Annotated in this window: 9 protein-coding genes; 6 read left to right on the top strand and 3 right to left on the bottom strand. The window is 52.8% G+C overall.

Annotated features, from left to right (window positions below; genetic code table 11):
* Nucleotides 1-14: 14 nt before the first annotated feature.
* Nucleotides 15-1,271: a dicarboxylate/amino acid:cation symporter gene (locus tag SH668x_RS10520; RefSeq protein ID WP_437185014.1), complete on the bottom strand. Its 1,257-nt coding sequence runs from the start codon at nt 1,269-1,271 to the stop codon at nt 15-17.
* Between the two features lie 366 nt (nt 1,272-1,637).
* Here SH668x_RS10520 and SH668x_RS10515 point away from each other — a divergent pair, with 366 nt between their 5' ends.
* The 3 genes from SH668x_RS10515 (at nt 1,638) to SH668x_RS10505 (ending at nt 6,087) form a co-directional block, all read left to right on the top strand.
* Nucleotides 1,638-5,111 (top strand): hypothetical protein, encoded by a 3,474-nt coding sequence (locus tag SH668x_RS10515; protein WP_437185013.1) that lies wholly within the window; start codon nt 1,638-1,640, stop codon nt 5,109-5,111.
* A gap of 188 nt (nt 5,112-5,299) precedes the next feature.
* Nucleotides 5,300-5,602, top strand: coding sequence for a Rieske (2Fe-2S) protein (locus SH668x_RS10510; RefSeq protein ID WP_437185012.1), 303 nt, complete (start codon nt 5,300-5,302; stop codon nt 5,600-5,602).
* Nucleotides 5,599-6,087 carry a phosphatidylglycerophosphatase A family protein gene (locus SH668x_RS10505; RefSeq protein ID WP_437185011.1) on the top strand — a complete coding sequence of 163 codons (489 nt, stop codon included), beginning with the start codon at nt 5,599-5,601 and terminating at the stop codon, nt 6,085-6,087. The genes SH668x_RS10510 and SH668x_RS10505 overlap by 4 nt, the downstream gene beginning before the upstream one ends.
* A gap of 58 nt (nt 6,088-6,145) precedes the next feature.
* Here SH668x_RS10505 and SH668x_RS10500 read toward each other — a convergent pair whose 3' ends face one another.
* Nucleotides 6,146-6,571, bottom strand: coding sequence for a hypothetical protein (locus SH668x_RS10500; protein WP_437185010.1), 426 nt, complete (start codon nt 6,569-6,571; stop codon nt 6,146-6,148).
* A gap of 225 nt (nt 6,572-6,796) precedes the next feature.
* The gene (locus SH668x_RS10495) at nt 6,797-8,455 is read right to left on the bottom strand and encodes a thioredoxin domain-containing protein (protein ID WP_437185009.1); all 1,659 of its coding nucleotides are present in this window, start codon (nt 8,453-8,455) and stop codon (nt 6,797-6,799) included.
* Between the two features lie 434 nt (nt 8,456-8,889).
* On the opposite strand from SH668x_RS10495, the gene SH668x_RS10490 reads away from it, so the two are divergent.
* From SH668x_RS10490 to SH668x_RS10480, 3 genes are all read left to right on the top strand, one after another.
* The gene (locus tag SH668x_RS10490) at nt 8,890-11,097 is read left to right on the top strand and encodes a hypothetical protein (protein WP_437185008.1); all 2,208 of its coding nucleotides are present in this window, start codon (nt 8,890-8,892) and stop codon (nt 11,095-11,097) included.
* Nucleotides 11,098-11,316: 219 nt separating this feature from the next.
* Nucleotides 11,317-13,284, top strand: a complete 1,968-nt coding sequence (locus tag SH668x_RS10485) for a redoxin domain-containing protein (protein WP_437185007.1) — start codon at nt 11,317-11,319, stop codon at nt 13,282-13,284.
* A gap of 591 nt (nt 13,285-13,875) precedes the next feature.
* On the top strand, nt 13,876-14,523 hold the full coding sequence (locus tag SH668x_RS10480) for a cytochrome c3 family protein (protein WP_437185006.1): 648 nt from the start codon (nt 13,876-13,878) through the stop codon (nt 14,521-14,523).
* Nucleotides 14,524-14,636: the final 113 nt, after the last annotated feature.

Here is a 14,636-nt window from a genome sequence, read left to right as displayed (position 1 = left end):
TTTCGTTGACGAATTCAGGAAGCAGGAAAGGGATCAGCTTCCAGTTCCGGGGACTCTTTGGTCCTTCCGTCTAGCATGCAGCTGATGTTGACGTCACCAAGCAGGTTGACGACGGTTCTGCATCGATCCAGAAACCAGTCGACGGTCAACAGCAAGGCGATATAGTCGACGGGGAGTTTCACAGCTGTGAATACCAGAGTCATTGTTACCAGGCCCGCTTCTGGAATGCCCGCAGCTCCGACGGAAGCGACAATCGACGTCAACACCACGAGAACCTGCTGCCACAGGGTCAGATCGATTCCGATCAGTTGAGCCACAAATAACGCAGACATTGCCTCGTACAAGGCTGTTCCATCGTTATTGAAGTTCGCTCCAACGAGCGCTCCCATACTCGCTGATTTCTCCCGCACTCCGACGTTATCAATCAGACAGCGGTAAGTCACCGGCATCGTGACGGTCGAACTACTCGTCGAAAATGCCATCAACATGGCGTCGCGCATCCCCCGCAAAACAAACAGTGGTCGAGGCCATGAAAAGAATCGAATTCGGAGTAAGTACCACACGACTTGCAACAGCAGTGCCACAATCACCGCGACGACAAAGCCTCCCATCGCTTTGACAGGTGCGAAGCCTTCGGTTCCGATCACCTTCGCCACAATTGCGAACACCCCCAGCGGAACAATCTGGATCACCCAGTGCAGAACCTGCAGCAACGTCTGATAGGCAATTTCAACCAGATCCTGAACATTCGAAATTTGCTTATCGCGGGAAGTTCTGAGGGCAACTCCAAAGGCGATCGCGATGATGATCACGCCAATGATGTTCTGTTCATTTCCCAACGGTCCCAGAATGCTCTTGGGAATGTTCGCGATGATCATTTCCAAGGGGGAATGATGGTGATCAGCTGATTTCGCTTCCGGGGGAGACATCGGCGACCATTTCCCGGGTTGCAAAACATTAGCCACACCCAATCCAATCAGAATGGCAACGGTGGTATTGAGCAACAACAAGAAGAACAGTCTCGCGGCAGTCCGACCAGCGATTTCTGTGGTCATTAGCACGTGAACCACCGCGACCAGAATCAAGGGAGGTGCGAGCGACCCCAACATCCGGAGAATGATCTTCGCGGGAGTTTCCAGAGATTCCGCACGCGGGCCGAGGAGAAGCCCCACCACCACTCCGACAACCATTGCCAAAACGATCCGCAAATACAGCGGAGTCGCATTCCAGCGTCCCCAAATCCCTTTCCCGGGAACTGTCGAACTCTCCACTATTCCTCCTCCCTGATCATTTTCGATGAGTCCACTTGTGACGACACAGTGTCCAGCGATGCCCGACGATCGACGACCGGCCATTTCAATAGTGCCGAATGGTCGCGTAAGTCCGTGCAATTTGGAGAGTTGAAAAGGATTCGTCTAGCACAGTTCCCTATTTTCCGCACAACTGTCGAAAATTGTTCACTTTGCTCATCTTGCCTTGCGCTTGTGAGCAAATTCTGATTTCATGACTGAATTGACATCACAACTTGTGTCGCTGCTTGCTGATCGGGATGCTGGCGTTTAGATTGCAAATCAATTCTTCACTCCCTTTCACGTGATCTTGTTTTCATTCCGTCTGCTAGTGAAAAGGTTCGTTTCGTGTCCGAGTCCAAACCTGAACCATCCGAACCTCTCAACAATCCGATTTCACAGACTCCCGATCTTCCACCTCCTCCCGAGGAGGAGATGCCGGAGTTTGAAGAACTCACTCCTGAATACATGGAAGATGAATGCCTGCGGGGAGATGTCATGCTCCGCTGGGCGTTGTTGCTTCTTGCGATTCTTCTCAGTTGGACAACCATTTCAGATTCATCGCTGTTCGTTCGAATTCGAACAGGCGATGCGATGATCGCGAACCGGTTCCTTCCTCAAAGTGTTGACACATTCTCCGCATCCGCAGAGGGCCGCCCGTGGGTCAATCACGCATGGCTCTCCGACATTGTCATGGCAATTACTCATCGCGTCGCTGGATTTTCCGGGCTGACGCTGCTTTGCGTGGTGGCGGTTGCCGCTTCCTTTTGGTTGCTCGCGAAGATCAACGCGCGGAACGTGTCAACCTGGTGGGGTTCGGTCTGCGGGTTCTTCGCAGCCATCGCTTTGTTTCCAGTTCTGCAACCCGGCCCCGCCACTGTGACGGTATTAGGCTTAAGCATTCTGCTGTTTACACTTTGTCGCGAACGGCAAATTCCGGTTGAATCTCAAGCGCCGCCATCGACGAGGCAGTTTCCGTGGTCGATCGCATTCCTCCCAATGCTCTTTTTGTTTTGGGTGAATACAGATCCCCGCGCGATCTTCGGTTTGGTGTTGTTTCTGGCATTCATGCTGGGAGACATCATCGCCCGAGCGATTCGAAAGCAAAAGCAAAGCCAGCGTTCCTGGGAGGCCCTGATCGTCACAGTGCTTGTCGCCATCCTCATCACCCCGTGGCCCGGGCGATTGATGTGGACTCACTATTTCTCCCCCAGGGTGGCTGCATCTCAACTGCAGTACGGTATCGTCAATGAACTTTTCCCGCGTCTCTCATATGGTCTAATCTCTCCTGAGTTCTGGCGATCAATCGACATTTTCGGTCTGGCTGCAATCTTCCTTTTCGGACTCTCCGCCGTCACCCTGGTCCTTAACGCGAGACGCTTAGAGCCAGGCTGGGTCGTCCTCTGGGTCGTTGCAAATCTCGTATCGCTCGCGAACGGCGAAATGGTCTGCTACGCCGCGATTGTTAACGCCACAACAGCAACTTTGAATGGGCAAACGTGGTACAGCAATCGTTTTTCGATGGCTTATTCCATCGACTCATTCAGTGTCCTGTGGGGGCGTGGGGGACGCGCTGCCACGGTTCTCACCTTCTTCCTGCTTTCCTACATGGCCATTAATGGTGCATTCATGGGGAAACAGGGACGCCGCATCGGACTGGGTCTCGATCCGCGCTGGCAATCGCGATTGTCGAGCCTCGAAAAGGACGTCGTTAGCCATTCTTTCTCAGATCGAATTTTCCCCACGATCCCGAGTCAGGGGGACGCCTTGATCTGGCTGCACAAGAAGCCATTCATCGACAGTCGCTACTCGCTGTATACCTCACGTGGCGAAAACCTGTACGAGATCCATCGTCAGATCCGGACAGCGCTCTTCGCCGCTCCTGTCGACGGAAAACCTGTTGATGAAGAGCAGTGGAAACAACCTCTGACCGACTACAAGACGGATGATGTTCTCGTGCGATTGTGGAGCCCGTTTCCGCCGTACGAACCCTTTTTCAAGCTACTCGCCAATCCATCGTTTGTTATGACTGGGCTGGGGAGCGCAGGGGCCAACTTCACCCGAGCGGACACCAACAACCCCGAGATCACCGCGCACTTCAAGACTCATAACGCAACGGATTTTGCCAAGCTGGCATTTCGACCCGACCCAAAACCGGATGTCGAAGAATCGATGACGTTTTGGCCACTCGCCCCATCGACCTATCAGAAATGGCTGGTTCAGAAATTGGAGACATCTCCATCAGATTCGGAACTCGCCGCCCACTATGAACGGATCTTGTCAATCTTTGGTTCCGGGCTGCAGATCAATCAGGCTGCTGGAGCTGCCGTCCTGACGTTGCGTCATGCACGTGCGGGGATCTCTGAGACCCCGAATGATCCACTTGGCTACCGCACCATTCCACAAGCGATCCGTTTCCTGCAACAGATCGATGGTCAACTCACAGCGGGGGCGAATCGCCTTCAAAGTCTGGGGCTTCAAGATGCGCAGACTCATGCCGCCCTGAAATCTGCAGCGATCGCAAGTGGAAACGATTCATTCGATCTACAACGACTCATGGAGTTTTATCTTCAGCGAAATCATGCTGATCTCGCCCTGGAATCGCTGGACCTCCTGGAAAAAGCTGTTGCAGAACATGATCGCCGCACCGACGATCAGAAAGCGCAGTTTGCCAAGCTCCGAGAAGAACTCGACAAGGGGGTTCAACAGGTCAACGAATCCATTCAAAAGGTTCGCGAACAAGGAGCAGATCGAGCTCAGATGGCTGCACTTGCCATCAACGGTCGATGTCCCAGCATTGCATTGAAGATAATGGAAGAGGACCTCACCGAGATTGAGAAGTCGCCAGACCTGAAACTTCTCTACAGCAACTTGCAGATGCAGTGCGGAAATTTCGACGTTGCAGTGCAGACGCTTGACGGAATGGAACCGATGATGTCCGCCCCATCACTCCCACCTGAAGCGCAGCAAGTGGCAGCTCAATGGAAGTCCATGACAGCAATGGCCAACCTCGCGACGCTCAACGATGAACGTGCAGTTCAACTTTGGGAGAAGGGAGACGACACCCTAGTCCGCAACGCGATTCGAGGACTGATGCAAATGCCGTTCGGTTCACTCGCGTTGCCGATTCAGGATGACATCTGGCCTGCCTACGCATCAATGATGGCGAGCAATGCAGCAGTCGAAGTTCCAGAGCAACTGGCGCAAGTTGAGCTGCAGATTGCCATGGCGCAGCTAGCGTCTGGTCGATTGGAATCCGCACAGAAGCATCTTGAAAAATTACTGAAGGACACGCCGAACTCACAGCTTCGGTTCATCGCTGCGATGTATTTGGGGCAGATCACCAATCGAGAGATTCCAGTTCGAAGTCCAGTTGCAGAACAAACTCTGGAAGATGCAGCTATTCAGCCCGAGTCTGCACAGGAGAGCGAATCCACTTTGGAGAATGCTGACGATTCTCCTCCGCCACTTCCGCCTACCGACGATGACATGAAGGGTGCAGAACCAGCTCCAGAACCGGAATCGCCAAAGGAAATGTCTCCAGCGAGTGCAGAGGAGTCGACCCCGCCGCTTCCACCAACAGACGATGACGCCCCGGAGACAGAACCCGCTCCAACGCCAGAGCCACCAAAAGAAATGCCCCCGGAGAGTGAAGGGGAGTCAATTCCACCTCTTCCACCGACGGATGATGAAACGCCAGATGCAGCTCCCGCTCCAGTAATGGAGTCGCCAAAAGAAATGGCTCCAGAGAGTGAAGGGGAGACAACTCCCCCGCTTCCACCAACGGATGATGAAACACCGGATGTCCCGCCTTCTCCATAATCAAATTCACGGTGATCTGAGAGCATCGATCCTGATTGTTTGGGGTTCAACGATGTTCGAAGTAACCTCACTTGGACCAAAAGCACAGCGATCAACGCATTCTTCAAGACTCTAAGCTGGCTGCGGCATCGAACTCCTGAAGATTCTCCGACGACTCCAGTCACAACCAACCAGCGACAGTAACCGAAATGTGGCATCGATTAATTTCGCGTGATGAACTCCCATCAGAAAGCGGAAAAGAGTTTGTGATTGGCGATCGCATCATCGCGTTGTTTCACTCAGACGGGGAGATTTATGCGATGGACGGAATCTGCCCGCACGCCGGCGGACCACTCGGAGAGGGAGCTGTGCAGCAAGGAATAGTCACCTGCCCGTGGCACGGATGGCAATTCGAAATCAAATCCGGACAGAGTTGCCTTACATCTCAGATTCGTCAGAAATGCTTCCCCGTCAACGTCGAAGACGGCGTGATTTTCGTGGAGCTGCCATGAGCATCCCGACAGATTCCACAGCAATGTCATTGACAGATCGAGTGCTTCTTCTACTCGCAACAGGTTTGGGAATGGGCTACGCCCCCAAAGCTCCCGGAACATTTGGAAGCCTGCTCGGGCCGCTTCTCTTGTGGGCGATCGGACTCCTCGATCTTCAAACGACGCGGATCGCAGCGATTGGAGTGATCGCATTCCTCATCGGCATCCCCATCTGCAATGCCGGAATCCGGTTACTGCACGCCAAAGATCCCTCTCAGGTTGTTTTTGACGAAATCGCAGCGTTCTTCTGGGTCTACCTGTTCGTTCCTGTCACAGGAATCACAGCGATCGTGGGATTTCTGCTATTTCGCTTGTTCGACATCTGGAAGCCATGGCCGATCCGTCAATTCGAGAAGCTCCCCAGCGGACTAGGAATCATGGCTGATGATGCGGTTGCAGGCGTGTTCGCGGGAGCGATTCTATTCGGTCTGTCGCGTTTCTTTTAAAGCAATCCGCAAACCAGACGATCAGTCCTGAAGCGACTCACCTAATGACGAGGAGCAGTTACTCCTCTTCACCACTGTCAAAGTCATCTTCGTCGTCCAGATCTTCGTCGTCCAGATCCTCGTCGTCCAGATCCTCGTCGTCCAGATCCTCGTCGTCCAGTTCCTCGTCGTCCAGTTCCTCGTCGTCCAGTTCCTCGTCGTCCAGTTCCTCGTCGTCCAGTTCCTCGTCAAGCTCTTCGCCCTCTTCGGGAGCCCAATTCCGGAAGTGCCCCAACACTTGCTCAACAGCCTGCTTGGGTCCATCGATCTCCATGTCGAGTGCCCCGAAATAGAACGTGACCGGCTGGGAGTCAATCTTGGTTTTGTAGACTTCAACCCCCAGAAAACGCTGCCCGTCGCCGAGTTCGACTCCCATTGAATCCAGAATTTCATCCAGGAATGCACGGGCAGCATCGTCATCTGAACTAAACAGTCGCGCTCGCATGGGAACTTTCAACAACAAAACAAGGAAGAATCAATCGAGTTAGCCGCAGTGTAGCGAGACACGACCTGCGCCGACGATCGAATTCGATAAATTGGTCCCCCCACCCACATCAGACGCATCTTCACAACAAAAAAGACATCTGCACTCAGGGTGTCAGATGTCTTTTTATCGCGAATTTGAATCGTCGGGTGGCCCAGCGGAACGCCTGGCGACACACCTCAGACACTAGTTACGGGCCGCGGAGCGGACGTATTTCTGAGGAATCACAGGAGATGACATTCCCGTCGCCTGCAATTGAGATCCTCGAGTCGCTGGGAGTTGAGCAACAGCATTCTTCACCGCTGACTGGATTGCTTTGCCTTCAGCTGCTTTGTACTCAGCTCCAAGCATTTCCATTGGAATCTCACCAGCTGGCAACTCTCCATTCAGATAAGAAAGGAATTTAGGGCTTGCCTGATGAAGAATCACAACGCGGTTGGTCAGTGCTGGGTTCGCCCGATCACGGATGATCACGACGACTTCAGCGTCGCCAGCCTGAATGTCAGTATTTGATTCACTGCGAGGCAGAGTCCCTTGGACAACAATTGGAGCGACCGGAGAAGCGTCGACAACCGAAAGTTCACGTGGGGCCTGTGCCGCCGGGGCATCCGCTTTCGCGAACAGTGACTCATCGCCATTTGTAACATTTACACTCGGTGCATAAAGGGCAGTCAACTGGCAATCGTCAAGCAGCTTATGAATGGCGAACAGTCCGGAGAAAACTCCTTCTTTGGTCGCTTTATCGCCAGCGAAACAGACAGCGATAATCTCCCCCTGGCTATTGAACAAGCCGCCACCTGAACGACCAACAACTGGCAGACCAGAACAGATGAAGTTGTTTGGGCCTTCGTACTTATCGATCGCCAGAACTTTGCTCTGCTCGCGAGTTGGTTCATCACCTCCGCTGCAACCGATCGCTGCAACAGAATCTCCGAGTTTTGGAGCCTTGTTGACTCCGGCAACTTTGACGACAGGCAAGACATTCGTGGTTGGAATTTGAATCAGGCCCAAATCCGGCTCAGACTCGAACTTGATCATCCCAGCGTTATAGGTTTTCGCAGCACCACGCTCGAAGACATCAACTTCGATTCGAGAATCATCCCCGAACTCTTTGAAGATATGAGCACAGGTCAGAATTTGAGAGACACCTGGCTTACTGGAGACGACTGTACCAGACCCCAGTTCGATGCGACCATTTGTAATCACACGAATACGAACGCTCGCTTCCATTGGATCACCAACGCGAGCTTCACCAGTTGACGCCTCTGGCATCGCCCCGGCGACGCTGGAATCATTCGCGCGGACGACATTCTTCGATTCATCTCCAGCCTTCTTTCCGAATGGCATCAGGTCCATCAGGCTTTTTTTAGATTCAGGCTCGGAATTGCTGACGGTAACAACAGGAGGCTCCATCGGAGCAGGGCGAACGAGTGGGGCGCTTTCGCCGAGAGAAACAGGCACAGACATCATCCCGGTGCCGCGCCCCTGAGTTGCAGCGGTTTCAGGTTTCTTCTCGGCAGGCGGAATGCGGGCAATCATTCGTCGAATATCTTCCTCAGACATTACTCCGACTGTTCGATCAACCTCTTTCCCGTCAACAACGAGAACGAACGTCGGCAATTTTTGAATTCGGAATTTCGTGCTGAGGTCACGTTGCTCGTCGTAATCGACTTTCTCGATGGGCAGCCCTTCACGCTTCAGCTTTTCCACAATCGGAGCGATCGATTGGCACGGTCCACACCACTTCGCTCCAAAATCATAAACAATGCCACGAGGCTCTTCGGCAAACAGGATTGCTGTGTTCACCATTGAAACCACAGCCATCATTGCGAGCAGACGACGCATCAGCATCTCCATACTTAAATGTCTCATCGCAATAGCGACGGACAAACTGATTCAAACTTGAGTGGGTTTGACGCGATCCGATTTTCACCAACCGTGGCGAAACCGGGGCGGACGAGGATCACGCGAGAAGCGTGGAGGAAGAGAAAGCAGCGAAGTGGTCGATGGACCGGAATCTGAGGGATTTCTGTCGCTGCATGTTTTCGGCTTCCTGCCAATTTTGAAACTGTTACAAAACGGTTTTGTCAAAACGACAATCGCTCAAGTTCTAACGATTCTAGTGACGCTTGACCACTCAGTGAAAACCGCGTGTTTTGCCAAGTTTCGTATCTCGTGACCTGTCGAAACCCGTAAATTGACTCGCCTTCATGACGATTCGCTTTCGAGTCTTTGAGTGAGTTGCACGTGCCATACCAAACATGGCAAGATCATCCGATATGGCACAAAACCGTAAAAAGTTGCAATCACACCGCTCTCTGCAGGCGTCCGCGGCGCAAGGACCTACAGCGAATTCAAAATCTGGTTCTGGGCCGCTCAAGAAGTCCGTTTACGGTCTCGCCTCGCTCGTAATCAGCGTCCTTCTCACCTGGATTTTCTGGTGGCCGCTGTGGAGCGGGGGGGGACTCATCGGCGGAGACATCTACCCTTATTATTTTCCACAAAAAACGTATTTTTCTGAAGCCCTGAGCCAGTCGACAGTTCCGTTCTGGAATGATCTCGTTGGGTTCGGTTATCCGGTCGTGGCGGAGAGTCAGACCGGAGTCTTCTACCCCCCCAATCTCGCCTTCTACTCCATTCTACCAGTCACTACGGCGTTCAATCTCAGTCAGATTTCGCACTACATCATCACCTTTCTGGGAAGCCTCTTTCTCGCCAGACGACTTGGGGTTTCACGTACCTCTGCCATATTTACCGCGACAGTCTTCACTTACGCTTGGTTTCCGTCTCGAATCTGCCTCGAATGGTGCATTATCGGCGGCGCTTGGTTTGTCTGGACGCTCTGGGGAGCAACCGCATTTCTCCAAACGAATCACTTTCGATACCTAGCTCTCACAGCGGGATTTCTCACGCTGAACCTACTTGCAGGGCACTACAACATTGCGTTTATCTCCCTGCTCTCGCTGATCCCACTTCCTTGGCTCATTCACTTCGAGTCGACTGACACCAGCAACGATATCCGAAATCCACGTATTGACTTATGGAAACGCTCGGGGTCACTGGTCGGGGCGGCGCTGCTGGCTTTTCTCGCTGCAGCCATTCAAATTGGCCCCTCCTGGGAACTGAAATCACTCAGTCAACGACAAGATCCCGCGGATGGATTTGTCTCAACCTATGGATCAATTCCAGTCCAAGCCTTCAGCCAACTTTGGAATCCACTGGGCTGGTATGCCAACGAGACGCCTACAGATTCGCTCCTGCAACAGTGTGAATTCCTGGTCGCCCCGGGTGGGACAAACCAAGTCGAGGCTCAGTTTTATATGGGAGCGATCCCGCTCCTTTTGACTTTGGCGGTCCTGCTTATCCCAGCGATTCGCAAGCACTCTCCCCGCATCCACTTATGGAAATGGGGACTTCTCATTGCGATCTCGATGCTCTTTGCAACAGGTTGGCCCACGTACTGGCTCAGTTGGGCGCCCGGATTCAGCTTTTTCCGCGGACCGGGGCGTTACACGATTGTCGCTGCATTCGCATTGGCAATCCTCGCCGGCGCAGGACTGGACGCGATTTTCAGTCTCCGCAACTGGACAACTCTGGCCTGCAATGTCGTCGCGACGTTCGTCATCGCAATTACTGTCGTGGACCTTTGGGCGGCGTCCAGAAAGTATGACCTCAGCGGCGCTCCCTACGTCGGTCGCCAAGTCTTCTATGCGACACTAGTGGACCATCCCACAAGCAAACACCTCAACGAAAGCATTCTGGCCGACATCGCCAGAAAGCACGGGCCGACATTTCGCATGTTCGCTCCGGGGGCCAACATCCCAACCATGCTCGGAATTTCGTCGATCCCGACCTACCTGGGACTCGGACCACAACTTTATGAAACAAAAGAGTTTTCCTTCGATTTCACTCGTACCGATCCCGATTCGATAGACGATGCAGTCAGCCGATTGCGCAGGTTCGGAGTCACCCACTTGTTGCTGGAATCTCCGATCAGAGAACAACTCTGGCCCGTTACCAATGCACAGGCGGTCTTTGACCGATTTCTAAACCCCACTCTCACGAGAAGGGAACCGTATTACCTGTACGAGATTCAGAACTCTCCGGGACGCATCTCGCTGGAATCCGATGACCCGCAAAACCGCATTTTGAATGTCACTTTCAGCCCAAATCGGGTCCGAGTGGAACTGGAGTGTGACTCTCCCTGCAAACTGGTGCTCCGCGATCTGAGTTACCCGGGCTGGAGACTCGCATCTGCGCATCATGTGCCCCAAACACATGATGGTCATTTCCGCGCAGTCTCCTTTGGTGAAAACGGCAACACCACTGGCCGACAAATAGTCGAATGGGTTTTCCTCCCCACGTATTTCGGACTGGCCAGCGCTTGCTCGGTGATGGGTGTCGCTGGAATCATCTTTCTGTTCCTACGCGATCAATTGAGCAGCACGATGTTTCGTCGACGGGAAGCGACGAGGCCCCCTGAATAAACCTCAATTATCTGTAATTGAATGACACCATTCCACATCTGTACGGGTAGCATCCAAAACAGGCTCGACAGATTATCGAACAATTGACAACAATCCAGAATGACTCGGCGAGGTGTGAATTTGCAGTCCACCTTTCAATCGAAATCCCTACTGATCTCAACCGGAATTTCGCCATCGGCTCCCGTAAGTCAGTCCTTCATTATCCGATTGGGCATCGCAATGAAACTTATCCAACTCACAACGTCGCTAATAGTCTGCCTGCTGTGCTTCACCGCTTCGGCGCAGGACGTTGTTTCGTTCGAAACACCAAACGAGTTCACCGCAGTCGATCATCGTGGTAAAGAAGTTTCGTTGAGCGATTTTAAGGATTCCAAGTGCGTTGTCATCGCATTTCTCGGGACGGAATGCCCACTCGCCAAGATGTACACAGCCCGCCTGAACGCACTTGCGCAAGAGTTTCCCAGTGAGCAACTTCAGGTGATTGGAATCAACTCAAACGCACAAGATTCCCTGTCCGAAATCTCACACTACATTCAACACCACCGTGTTACATTTCCCATCCTGAAAGATGCTGGAAACAAAATTGCCGACCAATTGAAGGCGGAGCGGACTCCGCAAGTCTTCCTGCTCGATCAGCATCGTCAGATCCGCTACCAGGGCCGTGTTGATGACCAATACCTGATCGGAATTGTCCGGAAGGCACCACAAAGAGAAGACCTGAAAATTGCGATTCAGGAGTTGCTCGAGGACAAACCCGTCTCGATCGCCTTCACGACACCAATTGGATGCCTGATCGGGCGTATCAAAGCTGCAGATGAGTCAAGTGATATCACCTTCTCGAATCAGATCGTCCGCATTTTCAATGCGAACTGCGTGCAATGCCACAGGGCAGGGGATGCCGCTCCATTCTCGCTGACGAGCTATGATGATATCGCAGGCTGGGGCCCCATGATCGCGGAAGTCGTCAAAGAAGGACGGATGCCCCCGTGGCACGCTGACCCCAATCATGGCGAATTCCAGAATGAAAATCGGCTCTCCTCAGAACAGCGAGAGATGATTGCAAAATGGGTCGAAAACGGATGCCCGCTAGGCGATCCAGCTGATCTGCCTCCACCGGTTGAATTTGTCGATGGCTGGCAACTTCCGCGTGAACCGGACCTTGTCGTCAAAATGGCTGAAACTCCTTACCAGGTTCCTGCCGACGGCGGAGACGAGGGGATCAAGTACCAGCATTTCTGGGTTGACCCGCAATTAACTGAAGAAAAGTGGATCAATGCTGCGGAGATCCTTCCGGGCAACAGAGCAATTGTCCACCACGTCATCGTGTACGCGTCCCCTGAAAAGGGGAAAAAGCGAAACGAATCGTTTATCGCGGCTTACGTGCCGGGATTGAGGATCAATCTGCCTCCGAAAGGGGCGGCAAAGCGACTTCCAGCAGGGACATGGTTGCGATTCGAAGTCCACTACACGCCAAACGGCATGGCGACAGAAGACCTCACATCGATCGGATTTCTTTTCGCCGATCCAAATGATGTGACACACGAGATTCAGACAACCGTCGCCGGAAATCAAGAATTCGTCATCCAGCCGCAACTCGCTGACCAAAGATTCCACGCATCCTCGGGGAAATCGCCGACCGACGTTCACCTGCTTTCCATGTCCCCACACATGCACCTACGCGGGCAGAAATTCGAATACGAAGTCGAATATCCAGACGGCACACGAGAAGTCCTCCTCAAAGTGCCAAACTACGATTTCAACTGGCAGACCCAGTACCGCCTCGCCGAGCCGAAGTTGATTCCCGCCGGGAGCATCATTCACTGCATGGCGGCGTTCGACAATTCTCCCCAAAATGCAGCCAACCCAAACCCTGACGCGACAGTCGTTTGGGGAGACCAATCCTGGGAGGAGATGTTCCTGGGCTACATGGACATCATGTACCCCGTACCGAACAAGCAAGGGAACGAGAAATCTTCAGCAAAGCTGGAAGCATCGCTGAAAAAGATCAGCCCTGAAGATGCCTTCAAGGTGCTCGATGCCAATAAAGATGGACTCGTCACACCGGAAGAAGCGGCCGTTCTTGGATTCGACCGCACCAAGTTCGATCTCGGCGATGAGAATGGAGATGGCAAGGTCACGCTGGAGGAATTAATCAGAGTTCTTGAGAACTCAAAGAAGAAGAAATAATTTTGCCGACAACTCGTCGCATTGCAGCCTCACTCGACCAGCACTGCCTGGCGATCGCCGCGACTAAAAGTTGAACAGTACCATCCGCAATCACGACGTTCCGCGTGATTGCGGATTTTCGTTTCAATAGAACATTCAATCAGCGAGGAATCACCATAAATAAGGTGAGACGACACAAAGATGGGCACGTTACAACGCGTGTTTCCATCGCCATTTACGCCACTCGCACTCTACTCGGCCAGCCATCATACCACCAGAAGAATTCGCATTTTTGATTTCATTTCTACCGATTCTGCAGCCCCCGAATTGAGAACAGAGCGAACGAGCGTAACTCCGATTCCTTGAAACGGGAATCTTGAAAAAAAGGGGTTACGAACATTGTTCCAGCACACGATTTCCAGCTAATTTCCCGATAGCTGTTGATCAATGCAGCCACAAATTCCTGATTCAGGAATTCAGAATCCCAGATATCAAAATTCAATCGAGAGCCACTTCCGCTTTTTGGAACAACACGTATCCTCTCAGTTGAATGGGCGCATCTGGCGCAAACCACCAAATCACTATCACGAAGCCATAGAGACAGACGAGCGCATGCCACAGGTCTTTCATCCCAGTATGAATACCATTGCTCGGGTGAGCATCTTTGGTGCTGCATTCTTTGCTGCATCGTTGGGCGCGCTGGGTTGGTTCCTTGTCCGCTCCCCGTATTTCACGGAAGCGGGTGTGACACGTTCACAACCGGTACCTTTCAGCCACCTGCATCACGTTGGTGAAGTCGGCCTCGATTGCCGTTATTGCCACACCTCGGTTGAAACCGAAGCATTTGCTGGTATTCCGTCCACCGAAGTCTGCATGAACTGCCACTCCCAACTTTGGGGTGATGCAAAAATGCTGGAGCCGATTCGCGAAAGCCTCCGCGAAAACAAACCGATCGAATGGACTCGCGTTCACGATGCCCCTGACTACGTGTATTTCCATCACGGAATTCACGTGAGCAAAGGGATCGCATGTGAGCGATGCCATGGACGAGTCGATGAAATGCCACTCATGTGGCGACAGAACACGCTTCACATGGAATGGTGTCTCGACTGCCACCGCAATCCAGAAGATAACGTTCGACCTACAGCTGACGTGTTTGCCATGGGGTGGAAGCCCGATGACAAGACGCCTACAGGTGCTGATCTCGTCGCGGCTCATCATATCAAGAGCCAGACAAACTGCACTGCCTGTCACCGTTAAGAATTCAGTTTGATGCGAACCGTTTGTGGTGAGACGGACGAAAGTCTGCCTGTCACATCAGTTCAACAGTTCATTGTAATCGGAGCACCCGGTTTAGCCGCGGTCCTCGTGGG

The sequence above is a fragment of the Planctomicrobium mucosum genome (assembly GCF_051466335.1).
In the GTDB taxonomy this organism is placed as follows: Bacteria; Planctomycetota; Planctomycetia; order Planctomycetales; family Planctomycetaceae; genus Planctomicrobium.
Note: the sequence above shows the minus strand (reverse complement) of the source record. Positions and strands in the feature narration are given on the sequence as shown.

Excerpts from the sequence above, each read along its gene's own strand:
- SH668x_RS10505 (WP_437185011.1), top strand. The coding sequence starts at position 5,599 with ATGAGCATCCCGACAGATTCCACAGCAATGTCATTGACAGATCGAGTG.
- SH668x_RS10480 (WP_437185006.1), top strand. The coding sequence starts at position 13,876 with ATGCCACAGGTCTTTCATCCCAGTATGAATACCATTGCTCGGGTGAGC.
- SH668x_RS10500 (WP_437185010.1), bottom strand. The coding sequence starts at position 6,571 with ATGCGAGCGCGACTGTTTAGTTCAGATGACGATGCTGCCCGTGCATTC.
- SH668x_RS10485 (WP_437185007.1), top strand. The coding sequence starts at position 11,317 with ATGAAACTTATCCAACTCACAACGTCGCTAATAGTCTGCCTGCTGTGC.
- SH668x_RS10510 (WP_437185012.1), top strand. The coding sequence starts at position 5,300 with ATGTGGCATCGATTAATTTCGCGTGATGAACTCCCATCAGAAAGCGGA.
- SH668x_RS10490 (WP_437185008.1), top strand. The coding sequence starts at position 8,890 with ATGGCACAAAACCGTAAAAAGTTGCAATCACACCGCTCTCTGCAGGCG.
- SH668x_RS10495 (WP_437185009.1), bottom strand. The coding sequence starts at position 8,455 with ATGCGTCGTCTGCTCGCAATGATGGCTGTGGTTTCAATGGTGAACACA.